This window comes from Paenibacillus sp. FSL W8-0439 (assembly GCF_038008995.1).
GTDB classification, from domain to species: Bacteria; Bacillota; Bacilli; order Paenibacillales; family Paenibacillaceae; genus Paenibacillus; species Paenibacillus polymyxa.
Map to the genome: position 1 here is coordinate 1,697,997 of NZ_JBBPAK010000001.1, position 14,647 is coordinate 1,712,643.

The window sequence follows — 14,647 nt, forward strand, 5'->3', positions numbered from 1 at the left end:
AATCACAATCAATCTTCTGCTTTTTTAACATTTTCTAAAAAGTTGCCGATAAATATGGTAATGTAAAATCTATGTAAACTATTATTTGGAGGAACTTATGATTCATGTCGCTGAGAGTAGATTAAAACAGATACAATACATTGGTATTACTGATGGCGATTTGGCTTTATTGCATCATTATCAGGGGCTATTCCAATCTATTGTAAATGAGGTAGTGGATCGTTTTTATGAGCATGTAGAAAAGGTTCCCCATCTCATGTCGATTATCTCTAAATGGTCGAATATTGAGCGACTAAAGCAAACACAACGTGAATACTGGCTTTCTCTCGCAGATGGGAAAATAGATGATCAGTTTATCGAGCACCGCCTTTTTGTGGGGCAGGTACATTCCCGGATTGGATTATCTTCCGATTATTATTTGGGTACGTACATTGCTTATCTGGATATTGCAGTAGACATTTTAAAGCGTTCGGGGATAGAGGATTGGTATTCTATTGTGCACGCTCTTTCCAAAATGTTCAATCTGGATTCCCAACTTGTGCTGGAAGCTTATCAGGAAAAGGAAAAGGAACAAGTTAACGAGCTAGCCGATGAACAAACGCAGATGCTGACTGTGGTGTCCCGAATTGCACAAAATTTGACGGGGATGATTGCCGAACTTAGGGAAAATACCGATAATATCGCGGAGAGTGCCTGCAACACTGCTTCTTCACAGGAACATACAGAGGAACTGGTACTGCAATTGAGCGATGAGATTAAGCATATTGAACAGATGAGCAGTACCATTCGAGAATTGTCCGATCAGACTCATTTGCTGGGACTGAATGCGGCAATTGAGGCAGCCCATGCACAAGAAGCAGGGCGTGGATTTCAAGTGGTGGCGCAGGAAGTGCGAAAGCTGGCATCTAATTCAAAGCAAGCACAGGAGCAAATTCAGCGCAAGGTGCTGGATATTGCCCGTATGCTTGACAGTGTGCAATCCGAAACCGCTGCCACAACAGCCAGTGCCCGGCAACAGGCCTCCAGCTCGGAAGAATTGGCTTCATTCACAAAGCTGATTGAAAACATGGTGAAGGAATTGGAAATGTTGCAGCACTCCTCGGAATTGCTGGAGGTGTGAGATGTAGCTTGAGCAGTATATCCTGGGGAACTGGAAGTTTTCGGGGCGTTAGCTGGCTGGATACTGGCAAAGCGGCGATCTTCCTGTTGGCAGTCCAGTCAACACAACAGAGGCAACAGAGGAAGTGCATATTCCTATGAAAGAATGACCGAATTTTTGAAACAAGGAATTAGAGGAAGCTTTTTTTCCAATCCATATGAGCCGCAAGTACTCTTTTCCATAACTCGTCCCGTTCCTGGTGGCTGTAGTTAACGAGCGGCTCACCAAATACATCAGCCAATACTTCCAGCCACTGCGATTTCTTATCCAGCTCTATTTTTTCCAAACCGTTTAGCCCGCGTTTTTTCCACATACATCCTCTGAGTTCATTCGCTTCTAATGCTTGCCTTTGCCGAATTAGAAACAGGTTAAACCATGGAGATTCCACGGAGCGGCTATAGAAATGATGTTTCGGCTTAAATTCTTCCAAATCCTGAACAACCGTAGGGGCAAAATCAACGCCAACAAATGAAGCGAGCGGGTCATGTTCTAAACGCCAACCTTTAGTAACAACTTCAGATTCCATAACTTTATAACGAAGAGGGGCTTGTTCATAAGTCCCCATAAGGAGTGGAAGAGGCTCATATGGCATATCGCCCAGTCCGACATCTACAATCCATACTTCATCTTCTTGCTGCTCATTTAGCAAGTTCACTGTTAGTCCAAGATGAAATGAATTAATGCGTGGCTCAGCTCCTAAAGGTTGTACCCCAGCATGATGCAAAGAAACTTTGTACCCTAGCGAATGTAGCAGCGCACTAAAGGCACCATTCAGATGAAAACAATAACCACTTCTCCCATGTAGAATGAGCTGAACGGATTCTTGAAAACCAATGGATGCCGGCTTTCTTGCAAAAATGTCCAACGTTTGCCATGAAAGATTTTTTACATGTGCCTTATGCAACTCCACTAAATAGGATGGGGTAGGAGGCTGAACTTCGGAAATTCCAATTCTGTTCAAATAAGCCTTTATTTCTTCTTTTGTCATGGTGTACATGTGCAGTCACCTCTATTGTTAGTTTGCCAAATTCTCTTCTCGAAACAAATGAGCATTGAGTCTTAGCATCATTGTAAAAGGGGTACGTGCTGTGTACAATGCTATAAATTTATGGCTGTACCGGTACAATCAGCAAATCAATTCGTTTAGTAACATGTCGATTTCCCGTAGATGGCTGTCAGAACACAAAAAAACAGACCTGATTATCGGGTCTGTTTTTTTTCTTATTTTCAAGCTAACTAATTATAGCAGTGATCTAAGTTCACGTCGGTATTTGTTCAAATGCACGAACGATGGAATGACTCGCTTGGCAGAACGGAAGCCACCTATTCTAAGGTTGCGGACCACATGATAGGGAGAGATCAATAGCGTATGAAGCAGATGCAGATCCTGAGTACTCAACGGTCGATATCGTTGATAAAAGTCTATCGCGCGCAGCATCTTTGTCGCGTTCCAAAGACAATTCCGATGAAGAAGATGGGAGAGATCTTTCATCCTTACGTGTAGGGAACAATTTTCAAAGTCAATCAAATGGATTTTGAGCTGCCTGTCTTTGACCAGATTGGGATAGTTATAGTCACCGTGTATTAATGCAGCTGCTTTTTGCTCCTGCTGGATTGCAGCTCGAACTTTGGGCTGCTGTAGACGATATAACACTTCTTCACAAAGAGCTAGGAGATGTGCTGTGCCTTTGTAAGGACTGAGACGTTTTTTATATTCAGCTATTTCATCGCTCAAGCCTTCATAACGGATTCTGGAAGGCGGCGCTTCCGTGACAGGAAAGCCTACGGCACTGGTGTGGAATTTGGCTAAAGTAGAAATTCCCTTTTTGAAGTCTATTCTTTTTGTAAATTCCGGTCTGGGTCCATGAACCCAATTAGTTAGTGTATACGAAACACCTTCATAGGTCATGTAGGCTGTTTGCTGTACGGTTGGATAGACCTTTTGGCTACGTGTAAACCCGCGTTCATCCAGGTAGGACAAGACACGTGTAATAAAACGAATCTCTTCTTCCGGAAATTTGTAGGGTTTTAAGCAATAAGTTGTATTAGCGGTTTCAATCTTGTGAATGTCCTTCATTTGACGGCTACGCTGAATTTTGATTCCGTACATTTGCTCAACGTTCGATAAAATCGACATTTTGCTCCTCACTTTCTTTTATACACGGGCCCATTCCTGCAAAATATGGATGATTTGTAATCGAAGAGGCCACGACTGATCCCAGTTGTCTAGGATTTCGCGGTCTCTTGAACGATTCGGATGTCGAGAAGCATGCCAAGCTTCTCGTGGCAGTTTATATAAAGCTGTAACAATCTTCCGCTCAGTTCGGCTGAGTGGTTTGCGTTTTTGATATCCCCTTAACAAGGATTGCACAAATTCAGGATTGAATTGAGTTGTATTCATAAGAGCCTTTGCCAAATCAGCATAGACGGAGCCAATCTTAGCCCGATCCCAATCAATGATTTTGAGATGACCGTCGTCTGAAATAATGACATTCGGGGTGGTGATATCACTGTGTATCAAGGAGGGATGCCGGCGTTCCGTTCGAAGTAGTCTTATAATGGATGCGTCCTGCAAATCCTTCCATGCACGTCTGGATAAACGTATACAGTCCTTGCCATGAGTGTTGTACCAGTTGCGATACTCTTTATCCTTGCGGCTGATTTTTGTCATTTTTTTTTGGAAAAGACGGTCTTGCTTTTTCCATATCCGCAATTGTTGAATGGTTGAAGGGGAATTTCCTTTCTCCATCCGATGTAAGCCGGTGGATGTAGCGTGAAGTGTGGCAAGGGCTAACCCTAGTTTTTCGAAATCTTCAGCGGTTTCCAGTCCCCGTCCTTTGATCCATTGACTTACATAAAATGGCGTTCCTTGATGTAGTGTCCATAGCTTGCCGGAATGAGTAGGGAGCCATGTGGGCATGTAGTTATACTTTCTCTTTTTCAAAAGCCTTATATAGCTCGCAGCTCGTTCCATCTGTTGAATCGTATTGGAACGAGCCATCTTTGAACGACTAAAGGGCTTTAATGCATAAGTTCCCTTTTTCGTTTTTACTTGGATTACTGCATTTTTTCGGTACAGTGATGAGACTAAGCTTGATTTTAAGGGGATCAGGCCGAAACGACGGGTGATTTCGCGAATCTGTGCTTTTGTGTAGGATTTCGCCATAAGAACCTCACTTGACTTTTAATTGAAGAAAAAGGTAATCCTCTGTTAGTTATCAGTCTATTCATGAGGAAATAATAGGTGCAGTTTTATGGAGCTATTCTCTTACTTTTCCTGTTCACATTCGTCAAAAAAACGGAGCAGCGAAAGTTCGCTGCTCCGTTTTAATTTGCTCTGTATTACGCAAGCCTGATTATGAATGATTGATCAGTTATCGTTGTCATCTTCTTCGTCTGTATCCACGATCGCTCCAGACGATGCATGGATTTCAAGCTCGATAGTTCCTTCGTTGGTGAGTACCTTGACCTCATAGATGAACTGTCCGTCTTCCTTATCTAATTTAGAAGACAGAAGGGTACTCCCAGGCACATGCTTAAGTGCAATTTGTCCAGCCTGCTTTTCAGTTAGAGTGACGTGGTTGGGCTTGTAAAAGGAAGACTCGTCATTCGAGTCATGATCAAGCTCAGAATGGGAACGGATAGTTTTCCCGGTATAAGCATCAACATCTATATCCCAATCTTTATCTCCTTGCTGAAGATCCACTTCATAGTATACCTTTCCGTTCTTGCGCTCCAGTTCGACATCCTCAACTTGCGCATCATTTCCCACAGCCTTCTTGGCAATATTGGCAGCAGCAGTCGCTCCAATTAATCCCGTAGGTTTAGCAGCCCATACGGCATTTGCCGAGACACCTGTAACCGTAACTCCAAGCAGAACCGTGGCTGCTATTATTCCTAATGTATAGTTTTTTTTCATTACTTAATTCCTCCTTGAACTGTATGCTTGAATACAGCTTAACCCTTAAATATGAGAGGAACATAATAGAATCATGAGAAAACAATGAGAAGCTATAAGCAAGATCATCAGGGCGTCATGATTCGTCGTGATCCTGTTTTTCTTTTTCCCAAGTGATAGAGTCGATTGAGCCTGATACTGCATTGATCTGCACCACTGCCTCACGCCCATCTTGTATCTCAACCTCAACAAGATAATAGAGGCCTTTGTCATTGCGGTGCAGTTCAATATCATCGGATGTTCCATTCACTGCTTTTGCAGCAAGCTTGGCTGCTTCATTCTCTGTAATGACAAGAGAAACCGGGTCAGGTTTATGGACTGGATTTGATTTGTCACTGGGTTGTGAGGAACCGGGGGGGTGATCTTGGGGTTCCTGCTTTGCATCTGTATACATCTGTGTCCGCTTAATGGATTGAATGACACCATCATAGGCATTGACTTTTATTACATACTTCCCTTTGGTGCGTTCTAGCTTGATCACATAAAAATTATCCAAACGTTGGGATTCGAGCACCTCACCGGGATACTGATGCAATACAGATTGGACCACGGTTTTTTCTTCCAAGGGCGAAGCTGATAACGATCGTGCCCAGGGCCACTGTAAAAGGCAAATGGTGATTAATATAGCCGCTACCATACCTCCAATCATCCAGGTATAGATCGTTTTCATTGGTTTTGCCTCCTTTGGCTTATTATTCTGGAACAGTAGGGAGGATGATCGTTGCAGTTGTTCCACTTCCCTCTATGCTTTCTAGCCCAATTTGTGCTTGAATAGCTTGAGCAATTCCTGTAGCTAATGATAAGCCTAGCCCGGCCCCACCTTCCTCGCGGCTTCTGGCTTCGTCCACACGATAAAAGCGGTCGAAAACTTTAGATAACTTTTCTTCAGGGATTCCAATTCCTTGATCTGTGATTCTTATGCAAGGTTGAGCCGTACCGCCCACAACATCAATCATCAGGTGTATCGGCTCGTCACTGTATTTGCGCGCATTATCCAAAAATATAAATAAAAGTTGTTTTAATTTATTTTCGTCCGTATAGGCGATGCAGTCTGTTTGTACATCCAGTTGAATTTGTCTGGCGAAAGCATTTTCAAATGTAGCTTTCAGTTCTGTCCCTACTTTGGTCAAGCGCACAGGTTCTAACACGACATTCCATTGTTCTTCGTTTCTGGCCAATAGAAGAAGCTGCTCTGCCATATCCTTCATTCGGAGCGCCTCAGAATGGATCGCTTCAACGGATTCGGCAAAAATACTGGGATTCTGCAATCCCCGTCGTTTAAGCAGACTGGCATAACTTTCAATAATGGTTAGAGGTGTTTTCAATTCATGGGACGCATTCGAAACGAAATGTTCTTGGCGAACAAAATTCCGCTCCAGCAATTCAATCATGTCATTAAACGTTTCTCCCATTTCGACTAGCTCGTCGCGTGATGACGAATTGAGCGGAAGACGTTTGAATTTCCCGCTACGTTGAATCTCTTTCATCGTGTTAATCATGGATGTGATTGGATGTGTAATCAGTCTGCCCAGCAGTCTTCCCGATAGGACGACAGGAATAAAAGCAATTCCTGTGACTGCAATAAGTACGATCCTGAGTACCTGAAGCGTCTGCATCGTCGGTTGCAGGCTCTCGGTCACCTGAAGATTGACAACCTCTCCATTCGACCAAATCATGGGGACCGATACGTAAATATAACGGTTGCTTTCATAGGTAATGATGCGAACCTGCCGTGTTTCATTAAAAACGCCCTTCACCAAGCTGAGAGACTGCTCTGATGAAGAGGTGATAGGGGCAAGAAAGTCGCCTTCCGGTCTCATTAGCCGAAGCATACCATCCAGCGGCACATAAGCTCGTAGAAGATCCTCAGTGGCTACGGATACTGGAGCGCGTTGAATGCCATGAATCATGTTTTCTGCTGCGGCTTCTACCTGGTTTTTTCGACTGTCTATCGAAAGTTGGCTGAATAGAAAATAGACTAAGAAATTAATGACTACAAGTAAAACCCCGAATAGTAACGAGGTGTACGTATGGATTTTGTTCTGCAGCTTCATAACGATTCCTTCAGAACATAGCCAATTCCGCGTACAGTATGAATCAGCTCAGGGAGTTGGCGCGAAGGGTCAATTTTATTCCGCACGTAGCGAATATACACATCGACCACATTGGTATCACCAATATAATCAATGCCCCATACATTCTCCAGTAATTGTTCACGACTAAGTACCTGCCGCTGATGTCGAAGTAAATGAACGAGCAAGTCAAACTCTCGCGGCGTAAGCTCAATGTTGTGCTCTCCACGAAGAACTTCACGAGTACCTTCATGGAGACGTAAGTCCCCGGCACTAAGCCATTGATCTGCCACTTGTGAAGCCATGTCTTTCGTTGCACCTACCCTGAGCGCGGCCCTTACACGTGCAAGCAGCTCTTCGATCACAAAAGGTTTGGTAACATAGTCATTGGCTCCCAAATCGAGTCCCTCTACCTTATCCGCAATGGAACTTTTAGCCGTTAGTAAAATGACAGGAACGTTCGCATCATGTTTACGAATCCTCCGCAGGAGTTCGATGCCATTAAGACCGGGAATCATAATATCCAGTAAAACCAGATCCCAACTACCTTTGCAATAGGTCTCCAGTCCGTCAATTCCGTTTTTTTCTTTACTTACTTGATAGCCTTCAAATTCAAGTTCGATCTCTAGAAGTCGGGCAATCTTCTCTTCGTCTTCTACGATCAAAATGGATTGGTTCATAATCATGCCCTCCTGTAGGCGAATAGCCGATACGGAAGTATTTTAGCATATACGGACAGGTAAGACACTTCAAAGCACAGGACTGGGAGAGAAAGAGCTTAGCATAATGCGTTATAATTATGGACAATCCCCTCGATCAGATGTAGCCCCTATCATAGAAAGGGCATTAGCGACCGGGGAGTCAGTGGGTCACATGGCAGTGTTTTACTCAAAACATTATTTTATTATTTGGAAAACAGGGGCAGTCTGATAGATACAGCAAATTATTTTTTTATACATCATAATTCGGTAAAATATAGACTGGAACGGATACGCGACATGACGGATTTTGATCTTAATGATTCCCGCGAGCAGTTTATATGCCATACATGTCTAATACATTATTATTTGCGGGAGTATAAGTAGTCGAACGTTTTGAGGCAGGGAGGGAAGGACATGGATAAAAGAATACTGATAGCGGACGATGAGGCGAGTATTCGAAATGCACTGGCCTATGCGTTAAAGCGGGAAGGTTTTTTGGTGGAAACTGCCGTGGATGGAGAGGATGCATTGGAAAAAGTGCGTTTGTTTCACCCGGATGTGCTCATACTGGATGTGATGATGCCCAAACTGGGCGGATATGAAGTGTGTCGCCGTTTGGAAAGCCGAAAGGGCATCGGTATTTTACTGCTAACCGCAAAAAACGATATCGTCGATAAGGTGCTTGGACTGGAGTTGGGGGCGGACGATTTTATGAGCAAGCCGTTTGACCTAAGAGAACTGCTCGCACGTATTAAGGCATTGGTACGGAGACTGGAACGAGAAGGAGCGCCTGCGCCGGAAGGAACGGAAATAATACTGGACCTGTTGCGAGTGCGTCCGTCCAGTCGAACGGCTGAACTCGGAGCAAAAGCATTGGATCTGACCCCCAAGGAGTTTGATGTGCTGGCGCTACTGGTGTCCCATGCTGGAAGGGTATATACGCGGGACGAGTTGCTGGAACAAGTATGGGGCATCGATTATGCAGGGGGAACGCGGACGGTGGATATTCATATTCAGCGCTTGCGCAAGAAGCTGGAGCCGCACCAGTCGATGCTGCAAACTGTGTATGGAATCGGCTATAAGGCGGAGAAAATGACGTGAACGAACATCATTCACTCCATCCAGAAGGAAGCTTGCAGTCCACTGACCAGCCAAAGCGCAAACGTAAGCGTACAGGCTTGAGCCTGCGCTGGAAATTTCCGCTGGTCCTGGCGGCTTTACTGCTGTTTACTGTCGGTGTGCTGAGCTGGCTCGTACTTACCGGTATTCGTGCTAATCAGACAGACCAAATGAAACGCGGCTTAAAGCGTCAGGCGGAAATCGTGGAGATGCGCGTAAAACAGTCTTACCTGTTGGGAGTTCACCAATCGCCCGAAGACTTCATGAAAAAGCAAGCACCACAGCTTGCCGTGGAGCTTGGCGTATCCAGTAATATGCGCGTTATTTTATATGATGGCCGGGGAGATGAGGTCGGAAATTCTCTACCACTGGCTTATAGAACAGACGTCGGCCAGGCGCTTTCTTATGCGCTCCAAGGGAAAATTGCGTATATTACGGAAGGTAGCTCAGTTACTTATTTGGCTCCGCTGCAAGGTCCGGACGGCTTGCTGGGAGTGGTACAGCTTCATAGCTCAACAGAAGCGCAGCAGCAGTTTTACCGGGCGATCGCCCGCTTGTTTTTATGGACAGGAGGGGCGGTGCTGGTTTTAAGCTTTGTTCTGGGCTTAGGCTATGTCAGCCGCCAGACGAGGGACATCGGACGACTGACTCGCGTTTCTGAGCAGATCTCGGCAGGGCACTTTCCAGAAGCTCGATTGCTGCGACGTCAGGACGAGCTAGGAAGGCTGGATGAAGGGATGCTCCAGATGAGTCATGTGATCCGGGCTAGTATTACCGCGCTCGAGAATGAAAAGCTTCGGCTGGAAGAAGCAGTTCAGCGTTTGCGAGAGCTGGAGCAGCAGCAGAAGACTTTTATTGGCAATATCAGTCATGAACTGAAGACTCCGTTGACCTCTATTCAGGCTTACGCTGATTTGCTGGATATGTATGGGGATGATCCCGAATTGGTGCGTGAAGCCAGAGAAAGTATCGGTAAGGAAACAAAACGGTTGTATGAGCTTGTCGAGGATTCACTGAGACTATCTGTGCTGGACAAATACGATTTTGAATTACATACGGAGGAAGTGGAGCTGCATTTGCTGCTCGAAGATGCAGGTAGCCGAATCCGGGGGAAAGCTGCGGCGCGTGGACTAAATTTTTCGATGGATACCATTCCAGCCAAGGTGTGTGGAGATCCTAAGCATCTAATGCATATTGTACTGAATTTGCTGGATAATGCAGTAAAATATAATCAGGACAAAGGCTGGATCACGTTATCCAATCGAGTGGAAAAGGACACCGTGATAGTGTATATATGCAATTCCGGTCCATGGATTCCTAGGGAAGAATGGGACATGATTTTTGAGCCGTTTGTTACCTTAAGCCGTGATCGTTCTCGCCAGGACAGTGGTACGGGACTTGGCCTGCCTCTGGCACGCAGACTGGCGGAGCGCATGGGTGGAGAGTTGCAGCTTACAGCTTCGGGCGGTACTGGGTTGGAAAATAGCAATGGTCATTCAGTTGCAAGTGGCAATGAATTTTCGCTCAGGCTCCCCCTGTTGGTTCACGATGGCTCTCAGTAGATAGCTATAGAACTGAAAATGTTGTCTTATTTACAATTTGGAAACAATTCGATGTATTCACGAGATGTTCAGGCATTAAGCTGGGGGTAACGTTAACAAGGAGGCCGTTATACATGATGAAGAAAAACCTAGACAGCTACGGGCAAAAGAACGGCTTTCCTCGTCTCGAATATCCCTATGCACGCTTTTTCAGACACAAAGTCACAGGCTTGCTCATGACTGGCTTGATCGCTGGAGGATTGCTCAGCGGCTGCGGCATAAAAAGCGCAGGAGAGACAATTCCAACATCCGGTATGAAACCAGGGCAAAAGCTTACTGTGATTGACATGGGTGCAGCTCGGCAGCAAGTATCGGACGAACTGGTGGTACAATCCATCGACAGGCTGGGAGATGTCTACGCGAGGTCATGGCTGAGTGATGAAGAGCTGATTGTGGAGCGTCAGAATCAGTTATGGATTCATAATGTAAAGACCAACAAGGAGCGAGTTTTAACACCAGATCGTAACGCTCTACAGTTACTTGCAGTGGTTTCACCGGATCAGCGTCATGTCTTTTTCACGGAAGGCAGCACCAGCAGCAAGTATGATATTCAGGGCTATATTTTAGAGCTAAGCAGCGGCAAGGTTACAGCGGTTGGCCAACTGGACATGACTAACGAAGTGAGCTGGGGCGATAAGGATCATCTCATTACAGGTACACCAGACGGTAAGATACATCTGATTGGTCTGAACGGCAAAGCAGAAGAACTAAGCTTTCAAGATCCGAATCGCTCAGAATTAATTACTCATGTCGAAAAAGTGGGTAACGACATATTTTATACAGGCAATGATAAACAAGGGTATCCGGTACTGAATCGGTTCTCTCTCAATCATCCTCAAGCTGTGACCATTGCAGAGGGGGCCATGTCTTTTGCTGTGTCGCTTGATGGTAAATCTATTGCCATTGAAAAGCGGAAATGGAATACATCCGAACCAGCCTGTATGATCATTTTGGATGAACAAGGCAAAGAGAAAGGAATCGTGGGTCAAGGGACTTTAATGAGTCGTGGAAGCTGGTCCAGCGACGGGACCAAGCTTGCTTTTTCCATTTATGATGAGGATCAGCAAGGAATGAGAGGGCTGTATGTGTTTGACCAATCCACGGGTAAAACCACTCCCGTTACGACCGATATCCAATCCTATGACAGTCCAACAGTGTGGAGCCCTTCCGCCCGGTTTTTATCCATGTACCAGAACATTTCGGAAGGTGGAAAACAACTGAATCAGAGCTACATCGTCGAATTTAAGAAAAAGTAGTAAAAAAAGGCGCATTTCCTTCTTCGGAATGCACCTTTTTTAAATTAGGCTGGCTATTCGATTGTGGGTCACTGCACAAACTTGCGATGATGTTTCTTCCCATCATATGAAAATAAGGCGAGCTTCCCCTCAATCATCGTTTCCAAATGAACGGTACGCCCCCACAGTTGATATACATATGGAAGCGTGCGCTCCATATATTTTAAATCCAGCTCAATGCCTTCATACTGATGCTTGAGCTTTAACTCGCCCGTATGCAGGTAGTCTCCGTCCTCAACGACGATGTAAGGGGAGCCTCCATTTACGCGTGAGAACACAAGCTGATCCCGTATGTTTTCCCAGGATTTATCGGTAATTTTCCAATCCGGTCCCCGTTTCTCAAACACGTACAAATCTAAATCCTCTGTTAGCTGCTTGGTCATGTAATTGCGTATAAAAGAGGTGTCCGAATCAAACTCTCGCACCTCGAACATTTTAGCTCGGCCCTCGCCCGGTTTGCGTCCTTGGCGCTCTTGCTCCTCGCGAGTCGGGTTATCCCATCGCTTTTCAATATCTTCAAATATCTTCAATCCCAAATAATACGGATTCAAGCTTTGCTTGGAAGGCTGCACAACGGAAGCATTCAGCATGGCAAATTCAACAGTTTCATCCCCGGTCAAATCCAGTTCCCTGACAATCCGTTGATGCCAATAAGAGGCCCAGCCTTCATTCATGATTTTGGTCTCCATTTGGGGCCAGAAATACAGCATTTCATCCCGCAGCATCGTCATGATGTCCCGCTGCCAATCCTCCAGTACCTCGGAGAATTCCTGAATAAACCAGACAATATCTTTTTCAGGTTCCGGTGGGAACTGGCGTACCTTGATCCCCTCGGTCTCCGCCGAATCATGCTGCTTTACTGTGTCCAGTGACCACAGATCATCGTAAGGTCCGATGGGACGCTGGTGTTTTTTAGGTTCTTTTTGCTCCTTGATTTTGAGTTCCATGTATCGTTGTTTATCTAGATGCCTTGGTTTGATGAGCTGTGGGTCTACATGCTCTTGTATCGCCAGTACAGAGTCAATGAAGGATTCCACGGCCTTTGAGCCGTATTCCATTTCATAGCTGCTGATCCGTTCTGCGGTGGCAGACATGCTCTCGACCATATTGCGGTTGGAGGCCGAGAAGCGGGCGTTGTGTTTGAAAAAGTCGCAGTGCGCCAACACATGAGCGACAATCAGTTTATTTTGCACCAACGAATTTCCATCCAGCAGGAAAGCGTAGCAGGGATTGGAGTTAATGACCAGCTCATAGATTTTACTCAATCCAAAATCGTACTGCATTTTCATCTTGTGAAATGTTTTTCCGAAACTCCAGTGGCTGAAGCGCGTGGGCATACCATACGCACCGAATGTGTATACAATATCCGCCGGACAAATTTCATACCGCATCGGATAGTAGTCGAGACCGAATCCATTTGCAATCTCCATAATTTCTGATATCGCGTATTCCAGCTCTTTCTGGTCGGTACTCATCCCACCGTTCCCCCTTCCCGTTTGCGAAAAAAGGTGCGTAGGGCTTGGTATACCTCACCTTTTTCCTTGATGACATAGTACATAAACTGATCTGCCTTAATATTCTTGTAGGCTGACATCAGCGTACTGCTGCGATTATATTGGTTCACTTCTCCATAGCCGAACATATTGCTGCGCTTCATAAGCTCCTCGATTAGTTTCACACACCGTTCATTGTCTGAGCTTAGGTTATCGCCATCGGAGAAATGGAAGGGATAAATATTATAAGTCGAAGGAGGATAGCGTTTATCGATAATCTCCAATGCTTTCAAATAAGCAGAAGAGCAGATTGTGCCACCACTTTCACCGCGAGTAAAAAATTCTTCCTCCGTAACCTCCTTGGCTTCGGTATGATGCGCAAGAAAGACAATTTCCACCTTTTCATATTGGCGACGCAAAAAGCGAGTCATCCAGAAAAAGAAGCTGCGGGCGCAATATTTTTCAAAAGATCCCATACTGCCTGAGGTGTCCATCATAGCGATAATTACAGCATTGGATTGGGGAACGGTTTTCTCTTCCCATGTTTTGTAACGAAGATCGTCCGGACTAATATGATGGATGCCCGGATTCCCCTCACGAGCGTTGCGGCGCAGATTTTCGAGTATCGTTCGCTTCTTGTCAATGTTCGCTTGCATGCCTTTTTTACGTATATCATTGAATACGATAGATTCAACCTCAATTTGATCCTTATCTTTTTGCTGCAAATGCGGCAATTCCATTTCCTCAAACAGCATATCTTCGAGTTCTTCTATGCTGACTTCAGTTTCCATAATATCATGTCCTGGCTGGTCGCCTGCTTTCTCACCTTTACCTGGCTTCTGGGAAGCAGGATCCCGTCCGATGACATCCCCCACCTGACTGTCGCCATCCCCTTGACCTACATGCTTTTGCTTTTGGTAGTTATAAATGAAGCGATATTCATCCAGACTGCGAATGGGCACTTTGATAATCTGTTGACCGTCCGACATTATAATATTTTCTTCCGTTATCAGATCGGGTAGATTTTGCTTAATGACATCTTTGACCTTCTGCTGATGGCGTTGCTGGTCCTGGTACCCTTTGCGATGCAGCGACCAATCTTCGCGGGATACGACGAATGAATATGGCTGGCGTGGTTCCGTCATTGTTAGGCACCCCCCAAGTGGATACACGGCACAGTTTGGCCTTGTTGGTTATTAAGTATATTCACGGGGATGTACGATATGTGATGGAACTCGATTTAAATTCT

General features: G+C 45.2%; 13 protein-coding genes and 1 pseudogene. 5 read left to right on the plus strand and 9 right to left on the minus strand.

What is annotated here, in order from left to right:
- The first annotated feature begins 97 nt into the window (after positions 1-97).
- Positions 98-1,120: a globin-coupled sensor protein gene (locus MKX36_RS07330; RefSeq protein ID WP_025364462.1), complete on the plus strand. Its 1,023-nt coding sequence runs from the start codon at positions 98-100 to the stop codon at positions 1,118-1,120.
- A gap of 169 nt (positions 1,121-1,289) precedes the next feature.
- Here the strand turns inward: MKX36_RS07330 and MKX36_RS07335 are convergent, their stop codons facing one another.
- The 7 genes from MKX36_RS07335 to MKX36_RS07365 all read right to left on the minus strand — a co-directional run bounded on the left by MKX36_RS07335 (position 1,290) and on the right by MKX36_RS07365 (position 7,869).
- On the minus strand, positions 1,290-2,156 hold the full coding sequence (locus MKX36_RS07335) for an arylamine N-acetyltransferase family protein (protein ID WP_340864461.1): 867 nt from the start codon (positions 2,154-2,156) through the stop codon (positions 1,290-1,292).
- Between the two features lie 243 nt (positions 2,157-2,399).
- Positions 2,400-3,296, minus strand: coding sequence for a phosphotransferase (locus tag MKX36_RS07340; protein ID WP_016820493.1), 897 nt, complete (start codon positions 3,294-3,296; stop codon positions 2,400-2,402).
- 18 nt (positions 3,297-3,314) lie between these two features.
- Complete coding sequence (locus MKX36_RS07345) at positions 3,315-4,325, minus strand: aminoglycoside phosphotransferase family protein (RefSeq protein ID WP_019686778.1); 1,011 nt, start codon at positions 4,323-4,325, stop codon at positions 3,315-3,317.
- A 204-nt stretch (positions 4,326-4,529) separates the two neighbouring features.
- The gene (locus MKX36_RS07350; protein WP_107733916.1) at positions 4,530-5,078 is read right to left on the minus strand and encodes a PepSY domain-containing protein; all 549 of its coding nucleotides are present in this window, start codon (positions 5,076-5,078) and stop codon (positions 4,530-4,532) included.
- A gap of 115 nt (positions 5,079-5,193) precedes the next feature.
- Positions 5,194-5,787, minus strand: a complete 594-nt coding sequence (locus tag MKX36_RS07355; protein WP_016820490.1) for a PepSY domain-containing protein — start codon at positions 5,785-5,787, stop codon at positions 5,194-5,196.
- 22 nt (positions 5,788-5,809) lie between these two features.
- A complete protein-coding gene (locus MKX36_RS07360; RefSeq protein ID WP_340864462.1) occupies positions 5,810-7,171 on the minus strand; it encodes a sensor histidine kinase in 1,362 nt (453 codons plus the stop codon).
- Positions 7,168-7,869 (minus strand): response regulator transcription factor, encoded by a 702-nt coding sequence (locus MKX36_RS07365; RefSeq protein WP_025364466.1) that lies wholly within the window; start codon positions 7,867-7,869, stop codon positions 7,168-7,170. The genes MKX36_RS07360 and MKX36_RS07365 overlap by 4 nt, the downstream gene beginning before the upstream one ends.
- Before the next feature lie 189 nt (positions 7,870-8,058).
- Here MKX36_RS07365 and MKX36_RS07370 point away from each other — a divergent pair.
- The 4 genes and pseudogenes from MKX36_RS07370 to MKX36_RS07385 form a co-directional block, all read left to right on the plus strand.
- Positions 8,059-8,274, plus strand: a pseudogene (locus MKX36_RS07370) (helix-turn-helix domain-containing protein); the annotation flags it as partial.
- A gap of 30 nt (positions 8,275-8,304) precedes the next feature.
- Complete coding sequence (locus tag MKX36_RS07375; protein ID WP_025364467.1) at positions 8,305-8,991, plus strand: response regulator transcription factor; 687 nt, start codon at positions 8,305-8,307, stop codon at positions 8,989-8,991.
- The gene (locus MKX36_RS07380; protein WP_340864463.1) at positions 8,988-10,571 is read left to right on the plus strand and encodes a sensor histidine kinase; all 1,584 of its coding nucleotides are present in this window, start codon (positions 8,988-8,990) and stop codon (positions 10,569-10,571) included. Before MKX36_RS07375 ends, MKX36_RS07380 begins: the two co-directional genes overlap by 4 nt.
- Positions 10,572-10,684: 113 nt before the next feature.
- Complete coding sequence (locus tag MKX36_RS07385) at positions 10,685-11,866, plus strand: WD40 repeat domain-containing protein (RefSeq protein WP_340864464.1); 1,182 nt, start codon at positions 10,685-10,687, stop codon at positions 11,864-11,866.
- A gap of 68 nt (positions 11,867-11,934) precedes the next feature.
- On the opposite strand, the gene MKX36_RS07390 is transcribed toward MKX36_RS07385, so the two are convergent.
- Positions 11,935-13,380 (minus strand): SpoVR family protein, encoded by a 1,446-nt coding sequence (locus MKX36_RS07390; RefSeq protein WP_102997733.1) that lies wholly within the window; start codon positions 13,378-13,380, stop codon positions 11,935-11,937.
- Positions 13,377-14,543 carry a sporulation protein YhbH gene (gene yhbH, locus MKX36_RS07395; protein ID WP_031463169.1) on the minus strand — a complete coding sequence of 389 codons (1,167 nt, stop codon included), beginning with the start codon at positions 14,541-14,543 and terminating at the stop codon, positions 13,377-13,379. Before yhbH ends, MKX36_RS07390 begins: the two co-directional genes overlap by 4 nt.
- Between the last annotated feature and the right edge of the window lie 104 nt (positions 14,544-14,647).